The following is a 14,371-nucleotide window of genomic DNA, read 5'->3' as shown; positions in this document are numbered from 1 at the left end:
ACATGGCGGGGAAACTTGAAGGCCGCGTGGCTCTGGTTTCGGGTTCGGGCCGTGGCATCGGGCGCGAGATCGCGCTGAAGCTGGCGTCGGAAGGCGCGCGGGTCGTGGTGAACGATCTTGACGTCGACCCGGCCAGCGAAACCGCTGACGCAATCCGCGCCAGCGGTGGCCGGGCGGTTGTTTGCGCGGGCAGCGTGACAGAGACGGGCTTCGCTGAACGTTTCGTGCAGACCGGAGTCGACAGCTTCGGTGGGCTCGACATCATCGTGAATAACGCGGGCTACACTTGGGACAGTGTGGTCCAGAAGATGACAGACGAGCAGTGGCAGGCGATCATTGACGTGCACCTGACCGCCCCATTCAAGATCCTGCGCGCTGCACAGCCGGTGATCGCAGCCAGGGCCAAGGAAGAGGCTGCTGCCGGTAAGGAGGTATTCCGAAAAGTAGTGAACATCTCTTCGATTGCCGGCACCGGAGGCAATGCCGGCCAGATCAACTATTCTGCCGCCAAGGCCGGAATCCTGGGCCTGACTCGGACCATGGCGAAGGAATGGGGGCGCTACAAAGTGAACGTAAACGCCGTGGCTTTTGGACCGATCCGCACCCGTCTGACCGAGGGCAGCGCCGGCGGCGCAAACAAGATCACCGTCGGGAACAGAGAGATCAAAGTCGGAGTCAACCCAGACCTGCTGAGCCAGATGGAGCGGATGATCCCGCTGGGACGCGTCGGCACGCCCGAAGAGGCGGCTGGTGCCGTCTATCTTTTCTGCCTGCCCGAATCGAACTTCATCTCGGGCCAATACGTGATCTGCGGAGGTGGCTTCACCATCTGACCCATGCGGTCGCGAGCCCTTAAGGGTCTGGGTACCGGCGGTAGGCAACCGGTCGATCCCTAAAGCGTGAAACCCGCTGAAGCATAGTTGACATTTCGGCGGAACCAAGCTAACAAATGTTAGTTATGCAACGAGCCTCTGCTGGATACCTCCGTGGTCGCGAAAAAAGTGTTAGCCGCTACCACTCGCAACCCAGTCGGGCGCGACGGCATACTGAATGTTGCGGCGCGGCTTTTCCGCGAACAGGGCTATGGCCCGGTATCGCTGAGGAAGATCGCCGAGGCGGCGGGGATCAAGGCAGGGAGCATCTATTATCATTTCGGCTCAAAGGACGAGATCGTCGTGGCCATTCTGGATGCGGGTATCTTAGCCGTCCACGAGAAGATGCGCCGAGCTGTTTTAACACATCCCGACGGCCCCGCTGCCGCCATTCTTCGGGCAGCGATAAGGGCGCACCTGCGCGCGTTGTTGGACGTCAGTGACTACTCATCGGCCAATGTGCGGATTTTCGGGCAGGTGCCGCAATCCGTCCGCGATGCCAATCTGCCTACGCGCCGGGCCTACGAGGCCGAGTGGGACGCCTTGCTGACCCGCCTTCAGAAGGTCGGAGCCGTGCGGCGCAACGTCGATATCCGTCGTCTGCGTCTGATGCTTATTGGCGCGCTGAATGCAACCTTGGAATGGTTCGACCCCGAACGCGGCAGCGTCGAGACGCTGGCCGCGGCATATGCCGACATCCTTCTCAATGGAATGCTCGAACAGCGAGAAGCTTAATTCATGGTTGAACTCACATCGGCCGTATTGATCGGCTCGGAAACCTTCAGGTGCAATCACGTAGCACAAAAAGCGCGTGTCGAGACACTGCGTGGGCGGATCGCCGTAGCGACCGCAGGCGGTCGCGCCGACATGGTCGAACGCCACCGCAGCCGCGGCAAGCTTCTGGTCCGCGAACGAATCGACCTGCTGGTGGATCCCGGTGCCGCGTTCATGGAGCTTTCTTCGCTGGCGGCCTACGGACAATACGGCGGAGATGTGCCCGGCGCCGGGATAGTGACGGGCGTTGGCATCGTGCACGGACTGCCCTGTATGGTTATCGCCAACGATGCCACGGTCAAAGGTGGTTCATTTTACCACGAAACCGTTAAGAAGCATATTCGTGCGCAGGAGATCGCGGCGGAAAACCGTCTGCCCTGTCTTTACCTCGTTGATTGCGGCGGAGCCTACTTGCCCGAGCAGGACCGGGTCTTCCCCGATGCCCGGCATTTCGGCAATTCTTTCTTCCGCCAGACCAACATGTCGGCATCCGGTCTGCCGCAGATTTCGGCGGTGTTCGGCGGTTGCACGGCGGGAGGCGCCTACATTCCGGCGCTCTCGGACGAGGTCATCATGGTGCGCGGCAATGCGCGCATCCATCTTGGGGGGCCCTCGATCGTCAAGGTGGCGATCAATGAAGAGGTGGACGGCGAAACGCTGGGCGGCGCAGAGATGCATACCCGCGTCTCGGGGGTCAGCGACCATCTGGCTGAAGACGAATATCACGCGCTGGCGCTGATGCGCGACATTGTGGCCAGCCTGGGCCTCACGCGGCCGATGGCGCCGGATATACCCACCGCCGCACCCCTGCACGATCCCGAAGAGCTGTTAGGGATTATCAGCGCCGATCGCAAGCAGCCCTATGATGTACGAGAGCTTCTGCTGCGCATGATCGACGCAGGCGAGTTCCGCGAATTCAAGCCGAGCTGGGGCGAGACGCTCGTCTGCGGAACCGCCCGCATCCACGGCTATCGCGTCGGAATCCTCGGCAACAACGGCGCGCTGCTCTCCGACAGCTCGCTGAAAGGTGCGCAGTTCGTGTCGATGTGCGACCAGCGCGACATTCCGCTTCTATTCCTGCACAACATTTCCGGCTTCATGGTCGGCACCGAGGCCGAGCGCGGCGGCATCGCCAAGAATAGCGCCAAGCTGGTCTACGCCATGTCCGTGGCTAAGGTGCCCCGGCTGTCGGTAATTGTGGGCGGCTCCTACGGCGCCGGCAACTACGGCATGTGCGGCCGAGGGTTCGCGCCATGCTTTCTCTTCGCCTGGCCCACAGCGGAGTTGGCAACCATGTCGGCCGACATTGCCTCGAATGTCATGTTGGAGCTGCGGCGCGGGAAGGGCGGAGACCCTGCTAATATGCAGGCCGATCTGGCACGGATCGAGGCCGAGGTGCGTACGCAATATGCCAAACAGTCCGACCCCTATTACGCGACCTCGAGGCTGTGGGACGACGGCCTGATCGAGCCTGGCCAGACCCGCGACATCCTGGGCCTGTGCCTGGCGATAGTGACCTCGGTTCCGGATACGGGGCGTCATACACCCGTTTTCAGAATGTAAGGACAGACAATGGTTTATGATCGCCATGAAACGTTGCAGGTCGACGTGGACTCACGCGGCGTCGCCACCGTCATCCTCAATCGTCCCGACAAGCACAACTCGCTCAACGCGGCGCTGATCTCGGAACTCGGCGCAACGGCGGCGGCGCTTGCTGAGGACAAGGCGGTGCGCCTCGTGGTGCTGACCGGCGCCGGCAAGAGCTTCTGCGCTGGGGGCGACTTCAACTGGTTCGCCTCGAACGTGCAAAAGAGCCGCGCGGAACGGGTGGAACAGAGTGCTACGCTCGCTCGGCTCTTGCGCCGGCTCGACACATTGCCCAAGCCGCTGATCGGAAGAATCAACGGGGCGGCCTATGGCGGCGGCGTAGGCCTGATATCGGTGTGCGACTACGCCATCGGCGCCGAAGGCGCAACGTTCGGCCTGACTGAGGTGCGGCTCGGCCTCCTGCCCGCCAACATCTCGCCTTACGTGGTGGCGCGCATCGGCGAGGCTGCATCACGCGAGACGATGCTCTCCGGTGCACTGTTCGGCACCGAGCGGGCCGAGCGGATCGGATTGCTGACGGAGGTGGCCGCGCCGGATGCGCTGGACGCTGCGGTGGAACGCGTTGTCAGCGCCCATCTGCAGGCCGCGCCCGGAGCAGTTGCCGATACCAAGCGGCTGATCGCCTATGTAGCAGGCCATGGGATCGAAGACAGCATGATCTATACCGCGGACCGCTTGGCCGACGCTTGGGAAACCGAAGAAGGCATTGAGGGGATCAATAGCTTCCTGAACAAGGGTACGCCCTCATGGCGGGTGACTTGAGCTTCGCCCGCGTCCTTATCGCCAACCGGGGCGAGATCGCCCGCCGGATCCAGCGCGCCTGCCGGAAGCTGGGGCTGGAAAGCGTGGCTGTTTTCTCCGAAGTTGACCGAGACGCGCCCTTCGTGGCCGAGGCCGATCACGCCGTTTGCATCGGTCCGGCTGCCGCAGCGGAAAGCTATCTGAACATCGACGCTATCCTTGGGGCGGCGCGGGGCACCGGCGCGGCCGCGATTCACCCAGGCTACGGCTTCCTGTCCGAAAACGCCGAATTCGCGACGCGCGTGGAAGAAGCGGGATTGGCGTTCATTGGACCTTCACCCCAGGCGATCGCGCGCATGGGCTCGAAGATAGACGCCAAGGCCGCAGCCCAGGCGGCCGGCGTACCGGTGCTGCCTGGCTACAGCGGCGCGGACCAGTCCGATGACCGGCTTTTCATGGAGGCACAGACGCTCGGCGTGCCCTTCATGGTCAAGGCCAGCGCCGGCGGCGGCGGGCGGGGAATGCGGCTCGTCACCAGTATGCGTGCGGCAGGCGAGGCCATCGCCTCAGCACGAGCCGAGGCAAAAAGCGTCTTTGGCGATCCGGCCATATTCTTGGAGCGCTATGCACCGCGCGTGCGCCACATCGAGGTGCAGGTCCTGGGCGACGCGTATGGCAATGTGCTGCATTTGGGCGATCGCGACTGTTCGCTTCAGCGCAACCATCAGAAGCTGATCGAGGAAGCGCCCGCCCCAGGCATCCCCGACGCTTTGCGCTCAGCCATGCATGGCGCTGCCGTCCAACTGGCGCGGGCCATTTGCTACCGCTCGGCGGGAACGGTGGAATATCTGTACGATCCCGCGCGGGCCGAATTCTATTTCTTGGAGATGAACACCAGACTTCAGGTAGAGCATCCCGTGACCGAAGCCATCACCGGTATCGACCTGGTTGAGTGGCAGTTGCGCATCGCGCGTGGCGAGGCACTGGGGTTTGCGCAGGAGGACGTTACGCTTGGTGGCCACGCCATAGAGGTCCGCGTCGCCGCGGAGAACCCGGCCGAGAATTTCCGCCCCGAAACCGGCACGATCACGTTATGGGCGCCACCGCGAACTGTGCGGCTCGACAGCGGAGTGGAAGAAGGGTCGGTGGTGGGGCATTTCTACGATTCGATGCTCGCCAAACTCATCGTCCATGCCCCGGGTCGCGCAGAGGCCATCCGGAGGACGGTCAAGGCCCTCGATTCCTTCGCAGTGGGCGGAGTCCGCGTCAATCTCGCGTATCAACGGGCGCTTCTCACCCATTCTGACTTTGCCTCCCTGAACCACCACACCGGGGGGCTGGCCGAGATGTTCCCGTGCGGCTGGACCGCCCCCGTACCCGACGGCGAATCCCGCGCCCTGGCCGCGCTCTGCCTGCATCTGCACCTTTCGCCCATGCCGAATACTCCTTGGCACAGTCTTGGCGCTTGGCGGCTAACGGAGGCTGCGGGGCAGCCGGGCGCAGCCTGCTACTGGAGCGATGACGCCGATGCGCCGATCAGGGTCGTGGGGCGGGGCGCGCGCGTCAAGGTGATATTGCCCGACGGTCCTGATCTTGGCGTCGAAGGCGCGCGCCTGTCCGCAGAAAGCCTGACAGGTTGGATGAACGAAGCACCCTTCGCTCGCCGCGTGCACGTTCTGCGGCACGGCGAGCGATGGCAGGTGCATGTTTCTGCGCCAGATGGCATGGTGATCGTGTCGCTTTGTACGCTCAAGGGCCGGCACCTGCAGCGTGCTTCGGGCGCCGCCAGCGGCGCCGACACGCTTACCGCCCCAATGCCCGGCGCGGTGGTCGAGGTTCGCGTGGCGCCGGGCGAGCAGGTGAGCAAGGGTGAAACGCTCGTTGTGCTGGAGGCAATGAAACTCTTGCAGAGTCTGTCCGCGCCGGTCGCGGGCTTGGTGGCCGAAATCTACTGCGCGCCGGGCGACACGGTAGCCGGCGGCGCACCCCTGATGAGACTCGATCCGGAGGACAGGACATGACCAGACACGAGACCATCGACGCGGCCACAGGCCCGTTCGGCGAGGATATTCGAATAATCCGAGCCCAGCTGCGGCGCTTCATTGAGGCCGAGGTGAAGCCCATGGGCGAAGCCTGGGAAGAGAAGGGCGTGGTACCCCGCGAGGTGCTGCGTAAAATGGGCGCGCTCGGGTTTCTCGGCATGCGCTATGACGAACAGTATGGCGGCGCCGGACTGGGCGTCACGTCGAGTGTGATGCTGGCCGAGGAAGTCGGCCGGTCCACCTTCGGTGGTTTTTCAGCCACGGTGCTGGTGCATACCGACATGGCCTCGCCGCATCTGGAGAACGCCGGTACACCCGAGCAGAAGGCGCGCTGGATGCCTGCCATCACCTCGGGCGAGACGATCACTGCCGTCGCCGTGACCGAACCTGGCGCTGGCTCGGATGTGGCCGGCATGCGCACCCGCGCAACACGGGATGGCTCCGACTGGAAGCTGAACGGCACTAAGATGTTCATCACTAACGGCGTCCATGCCGATCTCTACTTCGTCGCCGCCAGGACCGATCCTGACGCCAAGGGCTCGCGCGGGATCACTATCTTCGCGGTCGAGAAGGGGACAAAGGGCCTTTCGGTGGGCCGCGCGTTGAGCAAGACCGGCTGGCTCTGCTCCGACACAGCTGAGCTGATTTTCGACGAGGTGCGGGTGCCGGCTGAGAACGTGCTTGGCGAAGTCAACAGGGGCTTCTATGCGGTGATGAAAAACTTCCAGAACGAACGCATCGTTCTGGGCGCGCTGGCCTGCGCCGAGGCGCAGACTGCGCTCGACATGACCATAGCCTATGTCAAGCAGCGCAGCGCATTTGGCGGCGTGTTATGGAACAACCAAGCCGTTCGCCAGCGACTTGCGGGCTGCCTGACGCGGATCGAGGCGGGTCGGCAGCTCGTGTACCACGCGACGCGCCTCGACGCCGCTGGTGTTGACTGCGTCCGCGAGGTCTCGATGGTGAAGGCGTATTGCGGCGAACTGGTCAACAGCGTGCTCTACGATTGCGTCCAGTTCCAGGGCGGCATGGGTTACATGCGCGAAAATCCGGTCGAGCGCATGTCGCGGGATGCTCGGGTGCAGGCAATCGGCGGAGGGGCGACCGAGGTGATGCTGGAGGAAGTCGCCAAACGCATGTGAATGGGAATGTTGAGTCCCACTGCTGAAAAGATCTATAAAAATGCCAACCAAACGCATGACTGGAGCGGAAAGGATGTACATCAAAAGGGCATTCTTGGAGCGCAATGCCTTCGCGACGTTGTTCGGCGAGGCACTTATACTGCTTGCTGGTACGATGCTTCTGACGGCATCAGCGAAAGTACAGGTTCCGTACTATCCGGTTCCGATGACGACGCAGACCCTGGTCGTTGTCGCGCTTGGCCTGTTCCTCGGGCCTGTCCGCGGTTCCGGCGTGATCATTGCCTATATCCTGCAGGGGCTGGCGGGCTTTCCGGTCTTCGCGGGCACACCGCCGACGCCTTCAGGGCTGGCATATGTTGCCGGCCCGACGGGCGGCTATCTTGCGGGCTTTGCGATATCGGCCTATGTGGCGGGATGGCTGGCAAGAAGAGGATATGCGAAGTCAATCTTTGGGGCTGTCACCATTGCCATTGCCGCAAGTGTGATGATCTACGTTCCAGGGCTTGCGTGGCTGGGTGTTTTCACCGGCTATGGCGAGGGTCTTCTCTCGACCGGGTTATATCCATTTCTGTTGGGTGACCTGCTCAAATCGACGATTGCCGGTCTGCTCTATATTGCCGGATCCGTGATCCTTCCACGATTCGGCCATGTCTCGGGAAAAGAGACCAGTAAGAAATAACGAGTTGCTTCTTCTTGCTCGCGAGCGACGTGGACATCGTAAGCGATGTTCGCCAAGGAGAACGGCTTTCGGCTCGTGACCATGTGACCGAATGCTGGCACAAGGGCTTCATCCTGCCGGCGAACTGACCCGTGGAGGAAACGCGCGGTGCTACATGCCCGCTTGGCGATTCTTCGTGCGGCCTTCGCTCAGACCCCTTTTTGTCAATCTAACAAATGTTAGAATAAACTCTGGCAGTCGTGAATAGTCGGGGAGGATCAGCCATGGCGATGCCGCTATGTGATGTGCGGATCGTTGAACTTGGCGATGTGATCGTGGGGCCGCTGGCAGCAGCACTTCTCTCGGATTTCGGTGCCGAGGTGATCAAGGTCAAAGCCCCCGACCGAGGCGATATGTTGCGCGATCTGGGGCCTAAGGGGCGGGACGGGATTGGTGTCTGTTGGAAGACGCTTGCCCGGAACAAACGAATTCTCACGCTCGATTGGAAAACCAACGCGGGGCGCGAGGTCCTCGCAAAGCTGATTGAAAATGCTGATGTTCTGGTGGAGAATTTCCGCTCCAGCGTGCTCGACCGGGCGGGGATTGGGCCGGAGGTTCTAAATGAATGGAACGCCGATCTGGTCATATTGCGGGCTACGGGCAGGATGGGCCGAAACCGAGGGTTCCAAACGTTGGAACCAATCCACTAGGGCGTGAAATACCTGGACATGATGGATGTGCTGGTGCCGATGGCATCGCAGCCGACCGAGATGTCGAGCCGCAACTGGATGATGCCCCGCCTGCTGGCCGAAACGGTGAAAAACGATCCGGACTATATGACGGCAATTACACCAGCCAGCCGAAGTCACGGAGATCGCCAACCTGATCTTCGCCACCGGCTAGCGGCACACTGGCGAAGCAGAAGCAGGCCCCGACGCGCGCAGCGGCCGACAAGTATATCGACGAGCGGCTGGCCGCGCCGTTCACAATGACTTCGTCTATCAGTGGGCCTCCGGAGACCGGCGTGATGGCTGAAGCGATGAAACGGGTGAAGTACGGCAGATGCAACTCATTACGGCCAGCACCGAAACGCGCAGCCATGGCACGACCGGCACGGCAAAATTCTATGCCGCGCCGCTAAAATACCCGTCCTCCCTGCCCAGATCACCCAGAGGCGTGCCGCATATTATGGTATATGACACGCCTCTGCCACTTCCGCCGGGCGGAACCTCACATTAACCCCTGATATCCTTTAGTATTTCCATTGTTTTCAATGCTGGCGCAGATCGCGCTTGCGCTAGTGTTTCACTCTTCGTAGGATGGCACAATGATTGGACCAATAGTGGAAGCCCCGACCAAGGACTTCGCCCCGGTTAAGACCCGGCGGGTGTTCGAAGTCGTCGCGGACCAGATCCACGCCCAGATGCAGAGCGGCGCATTGCGGGTGGGCGACCGACTGCCGAACGAGCGCGACCTGGCCGCCCATTTCCAGATCAGCCGCCATGCCGTGCGCGAGGCGCTACGCAACTTGGAAAGCCGTGGCGTCGTGCGGCTGAAAAAAGGCTCCAAGGGCGGCGCCTTCGTCACCGATGCCCAGCATTATGCGGTGGCCAGCGTGGTGCGCGACATGTTCCAAGTCGGCGATATATCGCTGACGCAGCTCACCGAGGCCCGGCTGTGGATCGAGGCCGTGGTGGTACGCGAAGCCTGCCTGAGCGCCGATGCCGCAGCCCTGGCCCATATGGAAGAGAATGTCGCCCAGGCCGCCGCGCTGACCAAGGCCGGCAAGATGGTCGAGAAGACCCAGGTCAATATCGAATTCCACATCCTGCTGGCCAAGGCCACCGACAATCCGGTGCTGGTCATGATGATGAAGGCACTGATGGACGTGCTGCAGGCCTTCGTCATCCAGATCGGCTCGGTCATGGCCATGGATGTGATCCGCTCCCGCACGCGGCTGCTGCAGCATATGAAAGCGCGCGATGCCGATGCCGCCGTGACGGAAATGGAGCGGCATCTGAAGCGGCTGCATCGTCATTACATCGAATCCGCCTTGGCGCGCAGCCTTGGCAAGGATGAGAAACTGGTTCCGAAATAGTGCAAGTAAAGGGAAGAAATGTCTGATCGGTTGGAAACGCTTGAACTCTTAAAACAAACTGTACGGCGCTTCGTGCGCGACGATCTGATTCCGGCGGAAGAAGATGTCGAGGAGCATGACAGGATTCCGGAGCCGATCATCCAGCAGCTCAAATCGCTCGGCCTCTTCGGCATGACCATCCCGGAGGAATATGGCGGACTGGGCCTGTCGCTGTTCGAAGAAGTCAGCATCGTCTTCGAGGTCGCCTATGCTTCGCCGGTCTTCCGCTCTTACTTTGGCACCAGCAACGGCGTCGGCACGCTGGGCATCATCTCGCATGGCACGGAGGAACAGCGGCGGCGCTATCTGCCGCGCATAGCCAAAGGCGATCTGATCGCCTCCTTCTGCCTGACCGAGCCCGATGCCGGATCGGATGCCGCGGCCCTGACCACCAAGGCGGTGCGCGACGGCGACCATTACATCATCAACGGCACCAAGCGTTTCACCACCAATTCGCCGCATGCCGGCATCTTCACCGTCTTTGCCCGCACCGCGCCGGCCGAAACGAGATCCCGCGGCATCTCCGCCTTCCTGGTCGAGCGCGGCACGCCCGGCATCACCGTCGCCAAGCCCTATCGCAAGATGGGTTTCCGCGGTTCGCATACCGCCGATGTGATCTTCGAGGATGTGCGCGTGCCGGCCTCCAGCCTGCTGGGCGGCAGCGAAGGCACCGGCTTCATCGCCGCCATGCAGTCTCTGGACCATGCCCGTCTGCATATGTCCGCCGTGGCCGTCGGCATGTGCGAGCGCCTGATCCATGAGGGCGTGCGTTATGCCGGCGAGCGCAAGCAGTTCGGCAGGACCATCGGCCAGTTCCAGTTGATCCAGGCCATGCTGGCCGACTGCGCGGCAGAAGCGCTGGCAGCACGGGCCATGGTGGAGAAGGTGGCGACGGAATACAGCGCCGGCCGCCATGTCTCCAAGGAATCCGCCTGCTGCAAGTATTTCGCCACCGAAGCGCTCGGCCGCATCGCCGACCGCGTGCTGCAGATCCATGGCGGCTACGGCTACATCAAGGAATATCCGGTCGAGCGTCTGTTCCGGGATGCACGGCTTCTGAGGATTTTTGAAGGCACCAGCCAGATCCAGCAACTGGTCATCGCCAAGGAGATGTTGAAGCAGGCAAGTTGAAGCGCTGCCGTGTAAGGCAGAAACCCGGGAGGAAACAATGAAAATACTGAGTTTGTGCATAGCCGCCTGCGCGGCCCTGATGGCCCTGCCCGTCCAGGCGCAGAAATGGCCGGACAAGCCGATCCACTGGATCCTGCCCTATGCGGCCGGCGGACCGTCGGATGCGCTGGTGCGTGCGATCGCACCGAAGCTCTCCGACGAGCTCGGCGTGCCGGTGGTCATCGAGAACCGCACCGGCGCCGGCGGCAACATCGCCATGATGGCGGTGGTCAAAGCGGCGCCGGACGGTTACACCATCGGCCTGGGCGGCACCGGCACCCATGCGGTCAATCCGCATATCCAGCTCGCCATCCCCTATGACGTGACCAAGGACTTCACGCCGATCAGCCCGATCGTCTCCTATGTCAATGTGCTGGTCGTCAACAGCAACGTGCCAGTCAAGACCGTGGGCGAACTGGTGGCCTATGCCAAGTCCAATCCGACCACCGTGACCTTCGCCTCGGGCGGCAAGGGCACATCGAACCAGCTTTCGGCGGAACTGCTGAGGGTCATCACCAATGCGCCGATGGTGCATGTGCCCTATCGCGGCAGCGGCCCGGCCATGATCGACCTGATCGCCGGCCACGTGACCTTCATGTTCGATATTCTGGTCACCGCCATGCCGCAAATCGAAAGCGGCAAGGTGCGGGCGCTCGCCGTCACCAGCTCGAAGCGCAGTCCCTATGCGCCGAATATCCCGACCATGAGCGAGGCCGGCGTGCAGGGCTATGAGCAGGCCGGCAACGACCTCTGGTTCGGCATCTTCGCGCCGCCGAATCTGCCGGACGATATCGCCGGCCGGCTGCACGCCGCCGTGGTGAAGGCGATGAACTCGCCGGAGATCGAGGCGCGCCTGCGCACCCAGTCCTATGACAAATGGACCCTGCCGCCAAAGGCGTTCGCCGATTTCGTGAAGACCGATTACCAGAAATGGGGCAAGGTCATCGAAGCGGCGAAGATCGAGAAGGAATAACGCTTGAGTGGTCCGCTACAGGGTATCCGCGTCCTCGACCTGACCAGCGTGGTCATGGGCCCCTATGCCACCCAGATCCTGGGCGACTATGGCGCCGATGTGATCAAGATCGAACCGCCCGATGGCGATGTGATGCGGCTAGCCGGCCCCATGCGCAATCCGCGCATGGGGCATCTTTATCTCAGCACCAACAGCAGCAAGCGCTCCGCCGTCATAGACCTCAAGCTGGCGGAAGGCCGTGCCACACTGCTGCATATGGCCACGCGCGCCGATGTGCTGGTCTACAACATCCGCCCGCAGGCGATGAGCCGGCTGGGTCTTGGCTATGACGAGATCCGCGCCGTCAATCCTAAGATCATCTATGCCGGCGCCATGGGGTTCAGCCAGCGCGGCCCCTATGCGGCGCGACCGGCTTATGACGACCTGATCCAGGGCATGGCCGGCATTCCCTGGCTGGTGCAGCAGGGCGGCGCGGATCTGCCGCGCTATGCCCCGATGATCCTGGCCGACCGCATCATCGGCCTGCAGGTGGCCAATGCCATCACCAGTGCGCTGTATCACCGCGAGCGCACCGGCGAAGGCCAGCGCATCGACGTGCCGATGTTCGAAGGGCTCGCCTCGATCACCATGGGCGAGCATCTCTCCGGCCGCCTGTTCGATCCGCCGCTCGGCACGGCCGGCTACAAGCGCAGCCTGTCGGCCGAACGCCGGCCCTACCGAACCAGCGACGGCTATATCTGCGTCATGGTCTATAACGACAAGCAGTGGCGCAGCCTGTTCGATGCCGTCGGCGAGCCAGGGAAGTTCTCCGCCGATGCCCGTTTCTCGTCGCAGGGCGCGCGGCTTGAACATATCGACGAGGTCTACGGCTATCTGGTGAAGCTGATCGAGACCCGCACTACGGCCGAATGGCTGGCGCTGTTCCAAGATGCCGACATTCCGGCGGCGCGGATGAATTCCATCGACGATCTGCTGACCGACGAGCATCTAGTCGCCACCGGCTTCGTGCGCCGCTACGAGCATCCCTCCGAGGGCATGCTCTACGAGTCCGGCATTTCCACCGAATGGTCGCATTCGCAGCCCGAACGTCGGCGGCCGGCACCCCGGCTGGGCGAACATACGGCGGAAGTGCTGTCTGAATTCGACATCGCGCCGGACTGCATTGCCCGGCTGCGGGCGGCTGGCGTGATCTCGCAGGATTAAGCCGCAACACGGGTTTTTCCCGGCTGGTGCACCGGAGGGTCATCCATGCGATAACCCTCCCGCTTTCTGCCCTGTCCGGACGTCATGATCGTCACAATCCTGAACGATCGCCATGTTGCCATCATCGGCGGCGGCCCGGCCGGTCTGATGGCCGCCGAGCTGATCGCCGGCGCCGGCATCGCCGTCAGCGTCTTCGAGCGCACGCCCCGCATGGGACGCAAAATTCTGATGACCGGGCGCGGCGGCGGACTGGATGGGCCGATATCTGGAGCGCTTTTCGAGGGCATCCTGTGGGTGGCCCGGACCGGTTCGCATTGGCGACCCCTGCCGGATGAGTACAGCAAATGGAACAGTGTGTTCTGTCGCTTCCGCCGCTGGGTGATAACCGGGGTGTTCGATGTCATCCTGGAAAAGCGGACCGACCTGGCGAGCCGGGACCGACGTGCTGACAGGGTGGACAGCACCGTGATCCGGGCACATCACTGCGCGGTCGGTATAAAAAGGGGACTCAAAATCAGGAAGCGCTTGGCCGCTCTCGCAGTGGCTTCTCGACCAAAATCCACGTCCGCTGCGACGCCCGGCTGCCCGTTCGGCTTCGCGCTCACGCCGGGCCAGGCGCACGATACGCAGGGTTTTATGACGCTGCTGCGGATGATCGACGACCGCATCCAAGCGCGCGGTGGCGACAAGGGATACGACAGCGATGCGATCCGCGAGGAACTGCACAAAGCCGGGATCGAGCCGGTGATTCCGGCAGGCCGCAATCGCAGGCAGTCTGTCGACCTCGACCGCGAGACCGCCAAAGAGCACAACAGCATCGAACGCATGTTCAACAAGCTGAAGAACTGGCGCCGCGTCGCCACCTGATACGACAAATCGGCGGATTCTTTCCTCGTCTCCGTCTCAATCGCGGCCATCATACAATGGCCGCCTTTCGTCCACGAAACCTAAAACCCCGGAGCGAGGCCGTTTGTAATTGGGGGTTGCTTGTTTTTCTAACATGCGTTAGGTTCGGCCAGATCAAGGACAACAGTCCGGTCCGCATTTGGGA

The 14,371-nt window shown here is 62.4% G+C and carries 14 protein-coding genes and 1 pseudogene; 14 read left to right on the top strand and 1 reads right to left on the bottom strand.

Going from position 1 to position 14,371, the window contains the following annotated elements:
* Window positions 1-2: 2 nt before the first annotated feature.
* From ACEQZY_RS15945 to ACEQZY_RS15910, 8 genes are all read left to right on the top strand, one after another.
* Window positions 3-833 carry an SDR family NAD(P)-dependent oxidoreductase gene (locus ACEQZY_RS15945; protein ID WP_300295831.1) on the top strand — a complete coding sequence of 277 codons (831 nt, stop codon included), beginning with the start codon at window positions 3-5 and terminating at the stop codon, window positions 831-833.
* Between the two features lie 153 nt (window positions 834-986).
* Window positions 987-1,607 (top strand): TetR/AcrR family transcriptional regulator, encoded by a 621-nt coding sequence (locus ACEQZY_RS15940; RefSeq protein WP_300295828.1) that lies wholly within the window; start codon window positions 987-989, stop codon window positions 1,605-1,607.
* Between the two features lie 3 nt (window positions 1,608-1,610).
* Window positions 1,611-3,209, top strand: coding sequence for an acyl-CoA carboxylase subunit beta (locus ACEQZY_RS15935; RefSeq protein ID WP_300295825.1), 1,599 nt, complete (start codon window positions 1,611-1,613; stop codon window positions 3,207-3,209).
* Window positions 3,210-3,218: 9 nt separating this feature from the next.
* Window positions 3,219-4,016, top strand: coding sequence for a crotonase/enoyl-CoA hydratase family protein (locus ACEQZY_RS15930; protein WP_300295822.1), 798 nt, complete (start codon window positions 3,219-3,221; stop codon window positions 4,014-4,016).
* Window positions 4,001-6,016, top strand: a complete 2,016-nt coding sequence (locus tag ACEQZY_RS15925; protein WP_300295819.1) for a biotin carboxylase N-terminal domain-containing protein — start codon at window positions 4,001-4,003, stop codon at window positions 6,014-6,016. Before ACEQZY_RS15930 ends, ACEQZY_RS15925 begins: the two co-directional genes overlap by 16 nt.
* A complete protein-coding gene (locus tag ACEQZY_RS15920; RefSeq protein ID WP_300295816.1) occupies window positions 6,013-7,179 on the top strand; it encodes an acyl-CoA dehydrogenase family protein in 1,167 nt (388 codons plus the stop codon). The genes ACEQZY_RS15925 and ACEQZY_RS15920 overlap by 4 nt, the downstream gene beginning before the upstream one ends.
* A gap of 73 nt (window positions 7,180-7,252) precedes the next feature.
* Entirely contained in the window at window positions 7,253-7,858 is a 606-nt protein-coding gene (locus tag ACEQZY_RS15915) for a biotin transporter BioY (RefSeq protein ID WP_370155744.1), read from the top strand.
* 263 nt (window positions 7,859-8,121) lie between these two features.
* Window positions 8,122-8,547, top strand: a complete 426-nt coding sequence (locus ACEQZY_RS15910; protein ID WP_300295811.1) for a CoA transferase — start codon at window positions 8,122-8,124, stop codon at window positions 8,545-8,547.
* A gap of 136 nt (window positions 8,548-8,683) precedes the next feature.
* Here ACEQZY_RS15910 and ACEQZY_RS15905 read toward each other — a convergent pair whose 3' ends face one another.
* Window positions 8,684-8,938, bottom strand: coding sequence for a hypothetical protein (locus ACEQZY_RS15905; protein ID WP_300295808.1), 255 nt, complete (start codon window positions 8,936-8,938; stop codon window positions 8,684-8,686).
* Window positions 8,939-9,164: 226 nt separating this feature from the next.
* On the opposite strand from ACEQZY_RS15905, the gene ACEQZY_RS15900 reads away from it, so the two are divergent.
* From ACEQZY_RS15900 to ACEQZY_RS15875, 6 genes and pseudogenes are all read left to right on the top strand, one after another.
* Window positions 9,165-9,935 carry a FadR/GntR family transcriptional regulator gene (locus ACEQZY_RS15900; protein WP_300295805.1) on the top strand — a complete coding sequence of 257 codons (771 nt, stop codon included), beginning with the start codon at window positions 9,165-9,167 and terminating at the stop codon, window positions 9,933-9,935.
* Between the two features lie 18 nt (window positions 9,936-9,953).
* Window positions 9,954-11,105, top strand: a complete 1,152-nt coding sequence (locus ACEQZY_RS15895) for an acyl-CoA dehydrogenase family protein (protein WP_300295802.1) — start codon at window positions 9,954-9,956, stop codon at window positions 11,103-11,105.
* 37 nt (window positions 11,106-11,142) lie between these two features.
* Window positions 11,143-12,117: a tripartite tricarboxylate transporter substrate binding protein gene (locus ACEQZY_RS15890; RefSeq protein ID WP_300295800.1), complete on the top strand. Its 975-nt coding sequence runs from the start codon at window positions 11,143-11,145 to the stop codon at window positions 12,115-12,117.
* Between the two features lie 3 nt (window positions 12,118-12,120).
* Window positions 12,121-13,320: a CaiB/BaiF CoA-transferase family protein gene (locus ACEQZY_RS15885; RefSeq protein ID WP_300295797.1), complete on the top strand. Its 1,200-nt coding sequence runs from the start codon at window positions 12,121-12,123 to the stop codon at window positions 13,318-13,320.
* An 84-nt stretch (window positions 13,321-13,404) separates the two neighbouring features.
* Window positions 13,405-13,566: pseudogene (locus ACEQZY_RS15880) on the top strand (FAD-dependent monooxygenase); the annotation flags it as partial.
* Window positions 13,549-14,187, top strand: a complete 639-nt coding sequence (locus tag ACEQZY_RS15875; RefSeq protein ID WP_300295884.1) for an IS5 family transposase — start codon at window positions 13,549-13,551, stop codon at window positions 14,185-14,187. The pseudogene ACEQZY_RS15880 and the gene ACEQZY_RS15875, both read left to right, overlap by 18 nt.
* Window positions 14,188-14,371: the final 184 nt, after the last annotated feature.

This window comes from Ferrovibrio sp. (assembly GCF_964218355.1).
In the GTDB taxonomy this organism is placed as follows: domain Bacteria; phylum Pseudomonadota; class Alphaproteobacteria; order Ferrovibrionales; family Ferrovibrionaceae; genus Ferrovibrio.
This window is presented reverse-complemented; position numbering and strand designations above follow the sequence as displayed.

Excerpts from the sequence above, each read along its gene's own strand:
- ACEQZY_RS15915 (WP_370155744.1), top strand. The coding sequence starts at position 7,253 with ATGTACATCAAAAGGGCATTCTTGGAGCGCAATGCCTTCGCGACGTTG.
- ACEQZY_RS15900 (WP_300295805.1), top strand. The coding sequence starts at position 9,165 with ATGATTGGACCAATAGTGGAAGCCCCGACCAAGGACTTCGCCCCGGTT.
- ACEQZY_RS15890 (WP_300295800.1), top strand. The coding sequence starts at position 11,143 with ATGAAAATACTGAGTTTGTGCATAGCCGCCTGCGCGGCCCTGATGGCC.
- ACEQZY_RS15925 (WP_300295819.1), top strand. The coding sequence starts at position 4,001 with ATGGCGGGTGACTTGAGCTTCGCCCGCGTCCTTATCGCCAACCGGGGC.
- ACEQZY_RS15910 (WP_300295811.1), top strand. The coding sequence starts at position 8,122 with ATGGCGATGCCGCTATGTGATGTGCGGATCGTTGAACTTGGCGATGTG.
- ACEQZY_RS15875 (WP_300295884.1), top strand. The coding sequence starts at position 13,549 with ATGACCGGGCGCGGCGGCGGACTGGATGGGCCGATATCTGGAGCGCTT.
- ACEQZY_RS15935 (WP_300295825.1), top strand. The coding sequence starts at position 1,611 with ATGGTTGAACTCACATCGGCCGTATTGATCGGCTCGGAAACCTTCAGG.
- ACEQZY_RS15920 (WP_300295816.1), top strand. The coding sequence starts at position 6,013 with ATGACCAGACACGAGACCATCGACGCGGCCACAGGCCCGTTCGGCGAG.
- ACEQZY_RS15895 (WP_300295802.1), top strand. The coding sequence starts at position 9,954 with ATGTCTGATCGGTTGGAAACGCTTGAACTCTTAAAACAAACTGTACGG.
- ACEQZY_RS15930 (WP_300295822.1), top strand. The coding sequence starts at position 3,219 with ATGGTTTATGATCGCCATGAAACGTTGCAGGTCGACGTGGACTCACGC.
- ACEQZY_RS15945 (WP_300295831.1), top strand. The coding sequence starts at position 3 with ATGGCGGGGAAACTTGAAGGCCGCGTGGCTCTGGTTTCGGGTTCGGGC.
- ACEQZY_RS15905 (WP_300295808.1), bottom strand. The coding sequence starts at position 8,938 with ATGGCTGCGCGTTTCGGTGCTGGCCGTAATGAGTTGCATCTGCCGTAC.